This is a genomic window from Flavobacterium panici (genome assembly GCF_024499525.1).
Lineage (GTDB): Bacteria > Bacteroidota > Bacteroidia > Flavobacteriales > Flavobacteriaceae > Flavobacterium > Flavobacterium panici.
This window is the reverse complement of the sequence record NZ_CP100437.1, coordinates 1,096,647-1,112,986: the sequence shown is the minus strand read 5'-3', so window position 1 is coordinate 1,112,986 and position 16,340 is coordinate 1,096,647. Positions and strand designations below refer to the sequence as shown.

13 protein-coding genes are annotated in these 16,340 nt (G+C 35.9%); 7 read left to right on the top strand and 6 right to left on the bottom strand.

Annotated features, from left to right (window positions below):
- Positions 1-68 precede the first annotated feature (68 nt).
- The 3 genes from NLJ00_RS05035 to NLJ00_RS05025 all read right to left on the bottom strand — a co-directional run bounded on the left by NLJ00_RS05035 (position 69) and on the right by NLJ00_RS05025 (position 3,158).
- The gene (locus NLJ00_RS05035; RefSeq protein ID WP_053473135.1) at positions 69-722 is read right to left on the bottom strand and encodes a metal-dependent transcriptional regulator; all 654 of its coding nucleotides are present in this window, start codon (positions 720-722) and stop codon (positions 69-71) included.
- Between the two features lie 100 nt (positions 723-822).
- On the bottom strand, positions 823-2,691 hold the full coding sequence (locus NLJ00_RS05030) for an Nramp family divalent metal transporter (RefSeq protein ID WP_053473134.1): 1,869 nt from the start codon (positions 2,689-2,691) through the stop codon (positions 823-825).
- A gap of 74 nt (positions 2,692-2,765) precedes the next feature.
- Positions 2,766-3,158: a Fur family transcriptional regulator gene (locus NLJ00_RS05025; RefSeq protein WP_053473133.1), complete on the bottom strand. Its 393-nt coding sequence runs from the start codon at positions 3,156-3,158 to the stop codon at positions 2,766-2,768.
- Positions 3,159-3,252: 94 nt separating this feature from the next.
- Here NLJ00_RS05025 and NLJ00_RS05020 point away from each other — a divergent pair, with 94 nt between their 5' ends.
- From NLJ00_RS05020 to NLJ00_RS04990, 7 genes are all read left to right on the top strand, one after another.
- Positions 3,253-3,606: a MerC domain-containing protein gene (locus NLJ00_RS05020; protein ID WP_053473132.1), complete on the top strand. Its 354-nt coding sequence runs from the start codon at positions 3,253-3,255 to the stop codon at positions 3,604-3,606.
- 11 nt (positions 3,607-3,617) lie between these two features.
- The gene (locus NLJ00_RS05015; protein ID WP_256636450.1) at positions 3,618-4,538 is read left to right on the top strand and encodes an NAD(P)/FAD-dependent oxidoreductase; all 921 of its coding nucleotides are present in this window, start codon (positions 3,618-3,620) and stop codon (positions 4,536-4,538) included.
- Positions 4,539-4,804: 266 nt separating this feature from the next.
- Positions 4,805-7,066, top strand: coding sequence for a TonB-dependent receptor (locus NLJ00_RS05010; protein WP_256636449.1), 2,262 nt, complete (start codon positions 4,805-4,807; stop codon positions 7,064-7,066).
- 188 nt (positions 7,067-7,254) lie between these two features.
- Positions 7,255-7,719 carry a thioredoxin family protein gene (locus tag NLJ00_RS05005; RefSeq protein WP_256636448.1) on the top strand — a complete coding sequence of 155 codons (465 nt, stop codon included), beginning with the start codon at positions 7,255-7,257 and terminating at the stop codon, positions 7,717-7,719.
- An 18-nt stretch (positions 7,720-7,737) separates the two neighbouring features.
- Complete coding sequence (locus tag NLJ00_RS05000; RefSeq protein ID WP_256636447.1) at positions 7,738-8,919, top strand: lycopene cyclase family protein; 1,182 nt, start codon at positions 7,738-7,740, stop codon at positions 8,917-8,919.
- Positions 8,920-9,126: 207 nt separating this feature from the next.
- Positions 9,127-9,558: an ArsR/SmtB family transcription factor gene (locus NLJ00_RS04995; protein ID WP_053473128.1), complete on the top strand. Its 432-nt coding sequence runs from the start codon at positions 9,127-9,129 to the stop codon at positions 9,556-9,558.
- 127 nt (positions 9,559-9,685) lie between these two features.
- Entirely contained in the window at positions 9,686-10,096 is a 411-nt protein-coding gene (locus tag NLJ00_RS04990) for a BrxA/BrxB family bacilliredoxin (protein ID WP_053473127.1), read from the top strand.
- A 402-nt stretch (positions 10,097-10,498) separates the two neighbouring features.
- Here NLJ00_RS04990 and NLJ00_RS04985 read toward each other — a convergent pair whose 3' ends face one another.
- From NLJ00_RS04985 to NLJ00_RS04975, 3 genes are read right to left on the bottom strand one after another with little or no spacing between them, the layout of a single operon-like run.
- Positions 10,499-11,863: an efflux transporter outer membrane subunit gene (locus NLJ00_RS04985; RefSeq protein WP_256636446.1), complete on the bottom strand. Its 1,365-nt coding sequence runs from the start codon at positions 11,861-11,863 to the stop codon at positions 10,499-10,501.
- Complete coding sequence (locus tag NLJ00_RS04980) at positions 11,860-15,006, bottom strand: efflux RND transporter permease subunit (protein ID WP_256636445.1); 3,147 nt, start codon at positions 15,004-15,006, stop codon at positions 11,860-11,862. Before NLJ00_RS04980 ends, NLJ00_RS04985 begins: the two co-directional genes overlap by 4 nt.
- A gap of 3 nt (positions 15,007-15,009) precedes the next feature.
- A complete protein-coding gene (locus NLJ00_RS04975; RefSeq protein WP_180856165.1) occupies positions 15,010-16,164 on the bottom strand; it encodes an efflux RND transporter periplasmic adaptor subunit in 1,155 nt (384 codons plus the stop codon).
- Positions 16,165-16,340: the final 176 nt, after the last annotated feature.

Sequence of the window (16,340 nt, the reverse complement as noted above, 5' to 3'; positions counted from 1 at the left end):
CCTGACAAAAGATAAAATCTTAGTGTATCTCTGCGAAACTTCTTCGCGAATCTCTGTGAAATAACTCGCTAAACCAGCTTCACAAACAAGTTAGAAGCAATTTTATTAGAAATAGACAATTCCTTCCCATCAACCTTAATTTTTACCGATAAATCGAAGGATTCTTTAGAAAGAAATTCAATTTTAGAACCCAAAGCGATTCCTTGTTTATCCAGATATTTTAAGAACTCTGAAGAAGTATCTTTTACGCCGACACAAACTCCGGTTTGATTTTCTGATAATTCAGAAAGCAGTTGTTTCTCAATTTTAATAATTCGGCCATTAGCATCCGGAATCGGGTCGCCATGCGGGTCTTCTGTAGGATTTCCAAGAAAATCATCCAAACGGTTAATCAATTGCTCAGATTTGATATGTTCTAACTGTTCCGCAATATCGTGAACTTCATCCCAGCTGAAGTTTAATTTCTCTACCAAAAAAACTTCCCATAAACGATGTTTTCTAACAATCATTTTAGCAGCCAGTTTTCCGTTTTCGGTTAGCGAAACACCTTGGTATTTTTTATAATTTACTAAATCTTTATCAGCCAGTTTTTTAAGCATATCCGTTACAGAAGAAGCTTTTGTTTCCATGATTTCTGCAATGGCATTCGTGCTAACTTCAGTTTCTAAAGCCGCCGTTAAGTGATATATAGATTTTAGATAATTTTCTTCTGAAAAGGTCATTCGGTTTTAGATTTTAGAGTGTTGATTTTAGATTTTAGATTGAGAGAAAACCTTTGTCACTTTGCACCTCTGAACCTTTGTCCCTCTAAAAAGAACTATTTTATTTAACAATCAGCAAAGGTATTGAAATTTTATGTCTCAATTTATCTACCGTTGTACCAAAAAGAATATCTTTTAATCCAGTGTGGCCGTGGGTTCCCATTACCAAAATATCGAAAATACCGCTGTTGATGATTTCCGGAATTATTTTGTTTGGTTTTCCAAAACCAAGCTCTGTTTCAATGTTAAATCCTTTTTCTGAAAGCATTTTTTTATACTCTAATAATAGTTTTTCATCAATTGTAGTTTCGTGATCATGAATGTGAATTCCATACATTAAGGCACCAACTGTTTCGACAACATGTATAAGAGTGTATTTTGCATCCATTCCGCCTAATTCGAAAGCATGATTAAGTGCAGCTTCATCGGCATGAGAAAAATCCACAGAAACAGCGATGTTTTTTACTTCCTGAGTTTTCTTTTGAGAAAAATGAAGTTTCAGGTTATGAGGCGAATGATTTATAGTTTTTGATTTGGCTTTAGCAATAAAAGGTTTAAAAACAATGTAAAGAAGTAAGCCTAAAAAAGCAAAAGCAAGCGGCACAACCGTAAGCCATAAAATTATTGGATGACTTGAACTTGCAAGCCACGATGTAATTTCATCATAAACCAACTTTGCATTTAATGAAACAATAATAGCTGCAATAATCCAGGAAACAACCTGAGTAGTTCTCGAAATATGAAAACCATTCATTTTTGATTTATCACTGACAAAATGAATCAGCGGAATAATCGCGAATCCTAATTGTAAACTCAAAATCACCTGACTTAGAATTAAAAGCTTTCCGGTTACACTTTCACCATAAACCCAAATAACGATTAAAGCAGGCACAATCGCAATTAAACGCGTTATGATTCGGCGAACCCACGGCTGAATACGCAAGTGCAAATAACCTTCCATCACAATTTGTCCGGCAAGTGTTCCGGTTACAGTTGAGCTTTGTCCCGCGGCAATTAAAGCAACTGCAAACAATATTGGAGCCCATTTCGTTCCTAATAATGGTTCCAGAAATGTGTGCGCATCCTGAATCTCGGCTACTTCAAACATTCCATTTTTGTGGAAAGTTGCGGCAGCAAGAATTAAAATCGCAGCATTTACAAAAAAAGCCAAATTCAAGGCAATTGTCGAATCTATAAAATTGTATTTTAAAGCCTGTTTGATTCCGGCTGGACTTCTATCGAATTTTCTGGTTTGAACCAAAGATGAGTGTAAGTAAAGGTTGTGAGGCATTACAGTTGCTCCAATAATTCCGATTGCGATATATAAAGCAGCTGAATTTGGAATAGAAGGAATAAGTCCGGCAAGGATTTTTGGAACTTCAGGTTCTGCAAAGATCATTTCGAAAATGAAAGAAAATCCAATAATGGCGACCAAAACAATAATAAAAGCTTCCATTTTACGAATTCCTTTATTGATTAAGAAGAGTAAAAGGAAAGTATCTAAAACGGTAATCAAAACGCCTTCAAAAAGTGGAATTCCGAATAAAAGATTAATTCCAATCGCCATTCCCAGAACTTCGGCTAAATCGCAGGCTGCAATTGCAATTTCGGCGAGAAAGTATAAAATGTAGTTGATGTATTTTGAATAGGTTTCTCTGGAAGCCTGCGCTAAATCGCGCTGCGTTACAATTCCAAGTCTTGCACTTAAACTCTGCAAAAGCAAAGCCATTAAGTTACTCATTAATAAAACCCAGACTAAAGTGTAGCCAAACTGGCTTCCACCGGCAATATCTGTGGCCCAGTTTCCGGGATCCATATAACCAACGCTTACTAAATATGCCGGGCCTAAAAAGGCTAATATTTTCCTGAAACCTGTTTTTTTATGTTCTGTAGCAACCGATTGGTTAACTTCTTCTAATGATTTAGTCATTTCTAATATATTGATTTACCAAATATATTGAAAAATTATATTCGCTCAACAATATTTTTAGACTTGTCTAAAACTTAAATGTTAGAATTCAAACATTTTGGACATAATCCCGAAAGGGTAAAGTTTATTTCGTTTACTTTATAATTATGAGGCATAATATAACTTGGCTTTACAGTTTCGAGACAAGTAATTTCATGGCAGTTCTCACAACTAAAATGAGCATGATTATGAATGTGTACTCTTTGATGTGAATGATTGCATTTTGCATATTTTACTGTTCCATCAAGATTCGAAATTTTATGAATAATATCGTCGTTAACCAAACGATCTAAAATTCTATAAATAGTAACGCGATCGCAGACATCGTTCAATTGTTTTTGAATTTCGGTGTGGGACAGTGCTGTTTTAGATTTCTCAAAAACCTCTAAAACGGCTGTCTTTGCTGTAGTGTTACGTGTAGCTTTCATTTTATTTTGAATTAAAAAATTTAACGCAACAATGTTGCAATTGATTTTAATGTGTATATTTGCAACAAAATTGCATTAAGCAAATGTACAAGAAATGAAGAAAACTACCTCATCCTTTTACGATATTTTAGGAATTTCGAGCGCGACGATCTGCCTGGTTCATTGTTTGATTTTTCCACTTTTAACAATCCTTCCTTTGGGCATAAGTCACAATCCAATTATCGATTTAGTATTTGCTTCGATAGGCTTATTTGCAATTCTCAAAATTACGAAAAAATCAAGTCTTTTGGTTTCGTCAATTTTGATTGTTTCAATGAGTTTAATCTGGATTAGTATTTTGACTGAAATCTTCTTAGAGATTCATCTGGACCTGATTTATTTTGGCGGAATCGGGATGATCATCGGGCATTTGATTAATTACAAATTACACAAAAAACAAAATCATTAAAAGTATTAGTTATGGAACAGAAGAATTTTGATGTGATTATCATTGGCGGAAGCTACAGCGGATTATCTGCTGCAATGAGTTTAGGACGTTCTCTTCGTCAGGTTTTGATTATTGACAGCGGTTTGCCTTGTAACCGACAAACGCCGCATTCGCATAATTTTATTACACAAGATGGTGAAAAGCCCGCAGTGATTTCGGCGAAAGCCAAATTACAAGTGGATCTCTATAAAACGGTTCATTTTTATAACGGACTAGCTGTAAAAGCGATAGGGAAAGAAAACGGATTTGAAGTTTCAACAGAATCTGGTGAAACTTTCAATTCAAGGAAAATCCTGTTTGCAACCGGAATTAAAGATCTGTTTCCCGAAATTAATGGTTTTGCTGACTGTTGGGGAATATCGGTTCTACATTGTCCGTATTGCCATGGTTATGAAGTTAAAAATGAAAAAACAGCTATTATTGCCAATGGCGAAATGGCATTTGATTTTGCCAAACTGATTTCGAACTGGACAAAAGATTTGAGATTATGCACGAACGGAAAATCAACTTTGACTTTAGAACAAACCGAAATACTTAAGAAACATGGAGTTCAAATTTTTGAAGAAGAAATAGATTCCTTTGAACACAAAGAAGGATATGTCAAAAACATTATCTTCAAAAATCAGGAAAAAGTTGAAGTCAAAGCCATTTATGCAAGACCACCATTTGAACAGCATTGTCCATTACCACAAGATTTGGGTTGTGACATAAACGAACAAGGTTTGCTAAAAGTTGATTTTATGCAAAAAACAAATATTGTCGGTATTTATGCGAGCGGAGATTGTACCACTCAAATGCGATCTGTGGCCATTGCGGTTTCTACAGGATCTTTTGCCGGAGCTGTAATTAATAAAGATCTTATTGACGAGGATTTTGAAGTTTATAAAGTTTAATAGCCCCTAGCTTCAGCTAGGGGAATTAGATTTGAATCGAAACAGGTTTTAGCCAAATCGTATCGGTTTGGCTAAAGCCTATTGGTTTCGTTTATATTTTCATCCAGCTAAAGCTGGACGCTATTGAACTTGTTTTATTTCTCTTTAGATTTTAAAGCAAATAGAAATATAACATATTGACATAACTAAAGTTATAAATTTCTAAATTTAAAATGATTATTTGTCAAATTTAATTTTTAGTTTTGTCTAAAATTAATTTTACCACGATGAAAAATTCAATTTGGATATTGATATTATTTAACTTACACTTTTCTTTTGCTCAGGAAACTTCTAAAATCTCTGGTTTTATAACTGGCAACGGACAAAAATTACAAGCCGCGAATATTCAGTTATTAGGAACAAAACAAAAAACAGTTTCAGACAGTTTAGGTTATTATGTTTTTGAAAATGTTAGTATTGAAGAAGGAAAAATCCAGGCAACTTCGACAGGATTCAAACCCGTGACTCAAAGGTTTTCAATTACAAAAGGACAAAACCTAAATCTTGATATTGATTTAGAAGACAACGAAAACCAGCTTAACGAAGTAGTTGTTTCTGGAACTTTAAAACCGGTGAAACGTTTAGAAAGCGCCGTTCCGGTTGAGGTTTATTCACCGGTTTTCTTCAAAAAAAATCCAACACCAAGTATTTATGACGCACTTCAAAATATAAACGGCGTTCGGCCGCAGCTCAATTGCGGGGTTTGTAACACGGGCGATATTCATATTAACGGCCTCGAAGGTCCGTATACGTTGGTTTTAATTGACGGAATGCCAATTGTAAGCAGTCTTTCGACAGTTTATGGTTTATCCGGAATTCCGAATTCTTTGGTGGAACGAATAGAAATAGTAAAAGGCCCAGCTTCGTCTCTGTATGGAAGTGAGGCCGTTGGAGGTTTGATTAATATTATCACCAAAAACCCAACAAATGCTCCAATGTTTTCTGCGGATTATTTTACAACGACTTATTTTGAAAACAATCTTGATTTGGGAATGAAGTTTAATGTTGGACAGAAAGCAACTTCTCTTTTAGGGATTAATTATTTCAGCTATAATCAGGTTATTGATAAAGATCATGATAATTTTACTGATGTAACGCTTTCTGACCGTATTTCGGTTTTTAATAAATGGAATTTTCATCGAAATAATAATCGTCTTTTTACGATTGCAGCACGTGGAATGTATGAAGATCGCTGGGGCGGCGATGTTCGCTGGGAGAAAAAATACCGAGGAGGAGACGAAATTTATGGTGAAAGCATTTATACTAAAAGAGCAGAATTAATTGGAAGTTATCAATTGCCGTTTGAAGAAAAACTAATGCTTTCCTTCTCTGGAAACGTGCATTATCAGGACAGTCGTTACGGAACAACATCATTCATTGCGAATCAAAAAATTGGTTTTCTGCAATTGACTTGGGATAAAAAGATTGGCCGTAATGATTTACTTGCCGGAATTGCAAATCGATATTCGTATTATGACGACAATACTCCGGCAACAAAAGATGCTGAAAGTACCTGGTTACCGGGGATTTTTGTTCAGGATGAAATTACGTTTTCGCCAAAAAGCCAGATTTTGCTGGGAGCTCGCTACGATTATAACTCTATCCACGGTTCTATTTTTACACCCAGATTTGCGTATCGCTTTAAAGCAAATGAGAACACAATTTTCAGATTAAATGCCGGAACGGGATTTAGGGTTGTGAATTTATTTACCGAAGATCACGCAGCGCTTACTGGTTCACGAGAAGTTGTAATTAAAAATGATTTGAAACCGGAACAATCTGTAAACGTAAATTTGAATTATATTCAGAAAATAAATCTTAATAACGGAACTTTTATAGGAATTGAAACGACGGCTTTTTATACCCGTTTCAGCAATAAAATCATTTCAGATTACGAAACTGATCCTAATAAAATCATTTATGATAATATTGATGGTTATGCTATTAGTCAGGGAATCAGCACAAATGTCGATGTTAATTTTACCAATGGTTTAAAGTTTATTTTGGGAGCAACGGTTTTAGACAATAAAAATGTTCAGGACGGAATTTCAGAAAGACCTTTTCTAACTGAAAAATTCACAGGAACATGGAGTGTATCTTATAAAATAGAACCTTGGAATTTATTGCTGGATTATACCGGAAATGTTTACAGTCCAATGAAACTGCCTTTGCTGAATGAATACGATCCGAGAAATCCGAATTCGCCTTGGTACAGCATTCAGAATATTCAGTTTACATACACAGGCTGGAAAAATTTTGAACTTTACGGAGGTGTCAAAAATTTGCTGAACTTTACTCCAAAGCAGAATAATCCGTTTTTGATTTCGAGAACGAATGATCCTTTTGATAAAAATGTGCAATACGATGCGGCAGGAAAAGTACTGAGGACTCCGGATAATCCATACGGATTAACTTTTGATACAACGTATGTTTATGGGCAAAACCAGACTATTCGTGGTTTTTTTGGGTTGCGATATACTTTGAGGTAAATTTATGGGCGACAATAATGCAATTCATAATTAAACTGGACTGAAGTCCAGCTCTACAATATGAATCGAGCCTATGGCTCTTGAAGTTCCAACGCAACGAACTATGTTGTAGGGCTGGACTTCAGTCCAGTTTAATGGTACGAAAAGACATAATAATCTGTAAAATCTGTGGGCTAAAAAACAACAAAATGAAAAAGCTATTTTTCCTAATCTTCTTCTTCGGAATAACTTCAACAGGATTCTGCCAGTTAAAAAGCAACACTTTTGAAGAAGTAGATAGCTTGCAACAAATTCAAAAACGAAAAATCATCGTTTTCATCCATACCGATTGGTGCCAGTTTTGCCAGCGAATGAAAGCAACGACATTTAAAAACCAGGAAATTACCGAAAAACTAAACTCAGATTTCTACTTCATTGATTTGAATGCCGAAGAAAAGCGAGATATTACTTTTAAGAATCAGATATTTAACTACAAACCTTCAGGAAATAATGTGGGTGTTCAAGAACTGGCTTTACAACTCGGAACAATTAATAAGCAAATTGTATATCCGGTTTTATGCATATTGAATGAGAAAAATGAGATTATACTGCAGTATAGCAATTATTTGAGTCCAAAGGATTTTAACCTTCTTTTAGAAAAACTGAAAGAATAAATTTTCTTATTTTTGAGAATGAATTCTTCGCAAATTAAACACTTCGATTACATTTTTACAGGAACCGGACTGGCGTCTTTAATGACAGTTTATAAAATGGTTTTATCTGGAAAATTCTCTGATAAATCAATTTTGCTCTTAGATCAGGATTCGAAGAAAACAAATGACAGAACCTGGTGTTTTTGGGAAAAGGAAGATTCAATTTGGAATCCGATTATCTCTGAAAAATGGGATTTGGCTTTGTTTGCTAATGAAAACTTTAAACGAGATCTTCAATTAAAACCCTATACCTATAATAAAATCAATGGATTAGATTTTTATAATTTCGTTTTCGATGTTATTTCAAATCAACCGAATATTACTTTTGTAAATGAAAAAGTAACCGACATAAACGAACTCGAAACGCATGTTTTTGTTGGTACAGAACAAAACAGATATACCTGTAATTATTTATTCAACAGTATTTATACAAAGGCTTTCGCCGAAAGTCAACCGAAATATCCGGTTTTACAGCAGCATTTTGTGGGTTGGTTTGTAAAATCAGAATCAGAAGTTTTCAATCCTGAAGAAGTTATTTTCATGGATTTTTCGGTAGAACAAAAAGGGAATACAAGATTTATGTATGTTTTGCCAACTTCTAAAACTGAAGCTTTGGTTGAATATACTTTGTTTTCGGAGAAACTGCTTCCTACGGAAGAATACGAAAATGAAATTCAAATCTATTTGCAAAAACTCGGAACACACCAATTTGAAATTATCGAAAAGGAGCAGGGAAGTATTCCAATGACTTCTTATCCATTTTGGAAGAAAAACACTAAACGTGTTTTAAACATTGGAACTGCCGGCGGATGGACAAAAGCAAGTACGGGTTATACTTTCAAAAATTCAGATAAAAAATCCTCAGAATTAGTAAAGTTTCTTAGTGATAATAGTTCTCCAAAAATCCCGGAATCGTTCAATATCAAGGCATTTCATAAAAAAAGCCGATTCTGGTTTTATGATTTATTGCTTTTAGATATCCTGTATCATCATAATGAATTAGGAAGTTCTATTTTTTCTTCTTTATTCAAAAAAGGAAATCCCCAATTGATTTTTAAATTCTTAGATGAAGAAACCAATTTATTTGAAGACCTTCAAGTGATTTTAAAATGTCCAAAATTGCCTTTTATAAAGGCATTGTTTAGAGTTTTATTCAGTTAAGATAAAAACTCAGCGTGCATAGTCTAAATCTGTAAAATCTGCTGGCCATCTTATTCTAATTTTTTTATCGTAATAAGTAGTGCATACTTTGAGAACTGTGATGTGAACGCATAAAAAATACCTTATTGTTCTGTTTTTATGACTTTTTGAAGCGATTCAAAAGATGACCTGCCAATTAATTTTGTATTTGAAAAATTGAAGAGGATTATGGGAACTACAAAGAATTTAAAATTTGATATAGAAACAGAAGCAATAGGGAAGATTTGCAAGGCACTCGGGCATCCAACAAGAATTCAAATTATGACCCTTTTATGGAGAAAAGATAATAGAACTTGCGGTGAAATAGTTGATTTAATTCCTTTGGCACAATCCACAATATCAAAACATTTACTTGAATTAAAAAAAGCAAATCTGGTCGAGATAAAATATGAAGGTAAAAAAACGATATATTCTATAGAAGTCGATAATATAGAAGTTCTTAAAAGATTTGTAAGTAATTATCTTTCAACTATTGAGATTTCTGAACAGGATAAGGAAACGGTTTTGACGACAAAACGTAAAATGCGAGGCAGAAACAGACATTTAAAACAATATAATTATCAATTTCCTGAGAAAAAAGTAAAACAAGCAGCAGTTTAAATATTCTGAAATACAAGGCTTAGAATTTTATATCGAACTATAACAAAACTTTATACTTCAAATTAAGTAGTTGCGAGTAAACTTTGTAACTTTGCAGTTCAAAAGTAAAATTTAAAAGAATAAAAATATGTATCCAGAAGAAATGGTAAAACCAATGCAGGCTGAACTTACAGCTGCTGGGTTTCAAGATTTACATAGTGCCGAAGCTGTTGAAAATGCTATCAAAGCTGAAGGTACCACTTTAGTTGTTGTGAACTCTGTTTGCGGATGCGCTGCAAGAAATGCACGTCCGGGAGCAAAAATGAGTTTAGAAGGCGCTAAAAAACCAGATCACCTTATTACAGTTTTTGCTGGTGTTGACAAAGAAGCGGTTGATGCTGCAAGACAACACATGTTTCCTTTTCCTCCATCATCGCCATCTATGGCTTTGTTCAAAAACGGAGAATTGGTTCACATGTTAGAGCGTCACCACATCGAAGGTCGTCCAGCTGAAATGATTGCTGAAAACTTGCAAGATGCGTTTAACGAATTCTGCTAATTAAGGGGCTAAGATTCTGAGGTTTAGGCTCAAAGTAGAAAAGGTACATAGGTACAAAGATTTAAAAGAGGGGTGTTTCAATTTTGAAACACCCCTCTTTTAAATTTATATATTTCCTTGTTCCCTAGGAACATCTCGTTGGTAGAAAATTATATTGTTATCATTGTTTTACGTTCCGTAGAGACATTTGATTTTGGTATCGTTTTTATAATCTGATAATATCAAACGTCCCTACGGAACGAAAATATGGGCGATCGCTATTTTTTTCTACCGATGAAACATTCCTACGGAATGATAACTAGATATAAAAGAAAAAAACTTAGAATCTTAGCGTCTCAAATCTTAGCAACTTAAAAAAACCTTTGAACCTTTGCCACTCAGTACCTTTGAGCCTCAAAAAAACTAATTCCATCCTCCGCCAAGGGCTTTATATAATTGAACCATTGAACTTAATTGTTTTTGGGTTAATTGGGAAAGACTTAATTGCGCTTCAAACAAAGATCGCTGCGCATCCAGAACTTCTAAATACGAAACATAACCATTGTAATACCTCGCATTTGAAAGATCATAGTTTTTTTGTGCAGCAACAACCTGTCGGTTTCTGGCTGTCCATTCCTCTTTAAACATAGCCACATTTTGAAGGGAGTTTTCGACTTCGGCAATTGCAGTTAAATACGTTTTCTGGAAATTGAATTTTACTTCTTCCGCAATTTGTCGGTTGACATCAACGCGGCGTTTGTTTTTTCCGAAGTTAAAAATTGGACCGGTAACGCCTGCACCAACATTCTGCATATACGAACCATCGTTAAATAAATCTCCAACCATAATACTGGTAAAACCTGCAACGGCAGCAATATTAAATGACGGATAACGCAATGCCTGCGCAACACCAATTCTCTCATAAGCCGCTTTGTATAAATATTCCTGACGTTTTACATCAGGTCTGTTTTCTAATAAAGCTGACGGAACTGAAGTTGGAAAAGTCGTTAAAATCAACAATTCACTATTCGTTTTTCCACGCTGAATTGGCTGTGGAACTTGTCCGACTAAAATCGAAATCGAATTTTCCAGAGCCGTAATCTGTCTTTTGATTAACGGAATATTCGCTTCGGCAATTGCAACCTGCTGTTCAATTTGTACTTTATCCAATTCGGCAACATAACCGCTTATAAAACGTTCGTTAATAATGTCGTACGCCTTCTGTCTGGTTTCTAATGTATGTGTCGTAATTTCCAGTTGGTTATCAAAATCCCGCAATTCAAAATAAGAAATAGCTATAGTGCTCACAATATTTGACAGAATTACTTTTCGGGCTTCATCGGTTGCTAAAAGTTCATTTTGCAACGCTTTATTCTGATGACGGTATTTACCCCAGAAATCCAGTTCCCAAGACATATTGGCGAATGCCGATGAAGGCTGCATAAAAGTTTCGGCACTATTTACCTGACCGGAATATTGAAAAGCAGGAAATAAATCAGCTTTTGCGATTCCAAGATTAGCTTTTGCTTGTTCTAAACGTGCCAAAGCAATTTTAAGATCGTAATTGTTTTGAATTCCTTTTTCAATCAGACCAATTAAGACATCATCGTTAAATATCGATGACCATTTTATGGTGGTAACAGATTTTGTTGTGTCTCTGGTTTGATCGCCAAAACGAAAAGTATCTGCCTGAGGTTGTTCGGGTTTGACATATTTTGGTCCAACCATGCATCCGTAAGGAAAAACAACCATCAAAAATAACGCTGAAAGTATTTTTAGATTTTTCATTTTTCTTCGTCTTTAGGTTCATCGATTTCCTCCGGTTTTTTCTTTCCGAATGTTTCAATAAATACAAATAACACCGGAATCAGACAAACACCTAAAATGGTAGCGACAAGCATTCCGCTAAAAACCGTCATACCCATTACTTTTCTGGCTTGTGCTCCGGCTCCGCTCGCCGTTAACAACGGAACAACTCCCAAAATAAAAGCAAAAGCTGTCATTAAAATTGGTCGAAAACGTAATTTGGCGGCGTACAATGCGGCTTCTTTTGCCGGCATTCCTTTTTCATATTCTTCTTTGGCAAATTCTACAATCAAAATGGCATTTTTGGCAGCCAATCCAATCAGCATTACGAGACCAATTTGCGCAAAAACATTATTTACATAATCGGGACTTAATAATCTGCAGAGATACAATCCGAGGAAAGCACCAAAAACGGCAAAAGGAGTTCCGAGTAAAACGCTGAAAGGTAATTTCCAGCTTTCGTATTGTGCGGCGAGAATTAAAAACACGAAAAACAGCGCCATGATAAAAACGGTATTCCCTTTTCCTTCGGCTTGTTTTTCCTGATAACTCATATTCGCCCATTCGTAGCCCATTCCGGCAGGCAACACTTTTGCAGCGGTTTCTTGCAATGCTTTCATGGCTTCCGCCGAAGTAAATCCGGGCGCGGGCGTTCCTCCAATTTCTGCGGCACGATACAAATTAAAACGCGTTGTAAATTCGGGCCCGCTTTCTTTTCGAATGGTCGCAATACTCGTAATTGGAATCATTTTGTTATCCCGACTTCGAACGAAAATTTTATTAATATCTTCGGGATTTACAGTAAAACTTGGATCTGCCTGAAGTAAAACAATATACTGTCGTCCGAATTTATTGAACTCGTTTATATATTGTCCTCCCAAACTGGCACCAATGGCAAGATTGACATCGGATAAAGAAAGATTCAGTTCTGAAACTTTTTCTCGATCAATATCCAGACTAATCTGAGGAACATTTGGATTGAAGGTCGTTCGAATCGTTCCAATTTCAGGCCTTTTTTTAGCTTCAGCCATAAACCTTTGGGCATTCTGGAAAAGATATTGTGGTGTGTTTCCTTCTTTATCCTGAAGCATCATCGAGAATCCGGCGGCGTTCCCAATTCCCGTAATCGGCGGAGGCCCAAAAGCAAAAACCGTCGCTTCGGGTATTCCGAAAACTACTTTTCCATTGACTTCTTTTAAAATCTGGAAAACATCTTGTTCACGTTCTTTCCATTCTTTTAAGGCCACGAAGAAAAATCCGTTATTGGTGGCAACCGAGTTTTTGATTAAACTGAATCCGGCAACCGAAGTGTAATATTCAACGCCCTGATTTTTAGATAAAATATGTTCTACTTTTTGAATGACTTTACTAGTTCTTTCCAAAGAAGAAGCTCCGGGAAGTTCAATATTGACAAACATATAACCCTGATCTTCTTCGGGAACGAACCCGCCCGGAATTTTTCCTCCCAAAAGAATAATGGCTCCAACTACAATTCCGATAAAAATTAAACTTCGGGCTGTTTTCTTGATTAAGAAACCTGAAAACCCTGTGTATTTATTGGTGAAATTTCCAAACTTAACATTAAACCATTTGAAGAATTTCCCGAGCCAGCCTTTTGCTTCCTGATTAGGTTTTAGTAATAATGAACATAAAGCCGGACTTAAAGTTAAAGCACTTAATGCAGAGAAAATCACGGAAATAGCAATTGTAATAGCAAATTGCTGATACAATCTTCCGGTAATTCCCGGAGTTAATGCAACCGGAATAAATACGGCAGTTAAAACAATCGCAATCGCAATTACTGGTCCCGAAACTTCACGCATGGCTTGGTTTGTCGCTTCTCTCGGTGACATTCCCTGCTCAATATGGTGCATTACAGCTTCAACAACTACAATGGCATCGTCGACGACAATCCCAATGGCGAGAACCAATCCTAAAAGAGAAAGTACATTTATCGAAAATCCGAGTAACGGAAACAGCATAAATACCCCAATCAGGGAAACTGGAACGGTTAAAAGCGGAATTAAGGTCGCACGCCAGTTTTGCAGAAAGATAAAAACTACCAGAATTACGAGAATAATGGCTTCCACTAAAGTATGCATGATTTCGTTAATTCCTTCAGAAATGGCTAAAGTCGTATCTAGAGAAACGGCATATTTTAAATCCTGAGGAAATCTTTTACTGAGTTGTTCAATCGTATTTTTTACGTTTTCAGCAACTTCAAGAGCATTCGAACCCGGCATTTGTTTAATTCCGATAGTTCCTGCGGGATTTCCATTGAGTTTGGCAACCGAAGCATAACTTTCGGTTCCGAGTGTTACTGTTCCAACATCTTTCAACCGAACCTGCTGATTGCTGATGTTTGATTTTAAAATGATGTTTTCGAAATCTTCTGGATTTACCAAACGATCTTTCAGCATTACGTTATACGTAAATTCATTGTTTTGTGTTGCTGGCGGAGCGCCAAATTTTCCTCCGGGTGCAATGGCATTTTGTTCCTGAATAGATCGAATAATATCGGGAACTGTTAAGTTGTATTTGGCCATAATATCGGGCTTGACCCAAATTCGCATGGCATAATTACTTCCTCCGTAAAGTGTAACTTCTCCAACACCTTTAATACGAGCGAGCGCATCTACAAGATTAATGCTCGCATAATTGGTCAAAAAGTTATTATCGAAAGTTTTGTTAGGAGAATACAAAGACAAAATCAGCATAGGCATTGATAATGACTTTTTGGTTGTAACTCCGGTTGTTTTTACATCGTTTGGGAGTTTGTTGGTCGCTTCGGCAACTCTGTTTTGAGTTAACATTGTTGCATTATCCAAATCTGTTCCCATATCAAAAGTGATCGAAAGCGTCATACTTCCGTCTCCAGTATTCGTCGACTGCATGTAAAGCATATTTTCGACACCATTTACTTTTTGTTCGATAGGTGTTGCAACGGCTTGCTCCACATTTAGCGCATTGGCTCCGCGGTAACTCGTAGAAACCTGAACGAGAGGCGGGGCAATTTCGGGATATTGTGCAATGGGCGTTGACAGAATCGAAAGTCCTCCAATAAGAACTATAAATATGGAAAGTACGATTGCAACGATTGGTCGTCTTACAAAGAAATTATCCATAGCCTAGTTGTTTAGAGATGATGCAATTTGCTTTTTATCTTTCTCGGCTACGTAGGGAACTGGAACTACTGTTGATCCAGGCTGAATAAACTGATTGCCAATAATGGCGACTTTTTCGTTGGGTTTTAAACCTTTAGTAATAATCCAATCAACTCCAATTTTCTGTCCAACTTCAACCATTCGGGTTTGAATGGTGTTTTTATCGTCAATAATAGAAACCTGGAATAATCCCTGAATTTCGGTTACGGCTTTTTGAGGAACTACAATCGCATCTTTTTGGGTTCGGAGTAAAACACGGACTTTAGCAAATTGTCCGGATCGTAAAGTTCCTTCCGGATTTGGAAATTGTGCTTCGATAGTTACGGTTCCGGTTGTTGGGTCTATTTTGGTGTCAGAGAAATTGAGAGTTCCTTTGTATGGATGTGTACTTCCATCAGAAAGTATAAGTTGAAGATCAGTAATTCGTTCTCCGTCTTTGACTTGTTTTTGATATTGCAGATAATTTGATTCGCTGACGGTAAACTGAACTCTGACTTTTTCTAGTTTTGAAACGGTGTTTAATTTAGACTCATTTCCAATTTTGGTAATATAATCTCCTAATCGGGCATTCGAAAGACCAATAACACCGTCGATTGGTGATTTTATATTGGCATAGCTTCTTTCTATCTGCTGATTTTTTAAACTTGCCTGAACACTGGTGTAGTTTGATCGGGCTGCTTTTTCTTTGGCTACAGCCGCGTCTAATTCTCTTTTACTAACAGCGTTCATATCTGCAAGCGGCCGAATTCGTTTTAATTCTTCTTCGGCATTCACTAAATTACTTTGTGCAGCGGCAACCTGACCACGTACTTGTTCCACTTTTGTATCGTATTCCAGCGGATCAATGGTGTATAATAATTGCCCTTTTTTAACGCGCTGACCTTCTTTAAAATGAATTCCAGTTAGAATTCCGTCAACTCTGGCGATTAATTCAATGTCTAAATCTCCAAAAGTCTGTCCGGCAAAATCTTTGTAAATGGGGACATCCTCACTCTTGACGGTTACAAAAGGCGCCTGCATGGGAGGAGGGGCTTTCGGTTTTTCTTTTTTACAAGAGATGAAAATTATTAAAAGTAAAAGAATTGGGAAGAGTGGTTTGGGTAGTTTTAAAGCATTCATAATCATAAATGTTAAAATTGTGCCTTATAAATTTAGTGAAATTTTCATAACGTATTGATAAGCAGTGTTTATTTTTTACTAACGCAATAAAGTTGCAAAATAAAATATGTAAAAACTACATCCAAAAACAAAAAATTAAATGAACTTATATCACTTATACGGTTTAAAACAGGGTT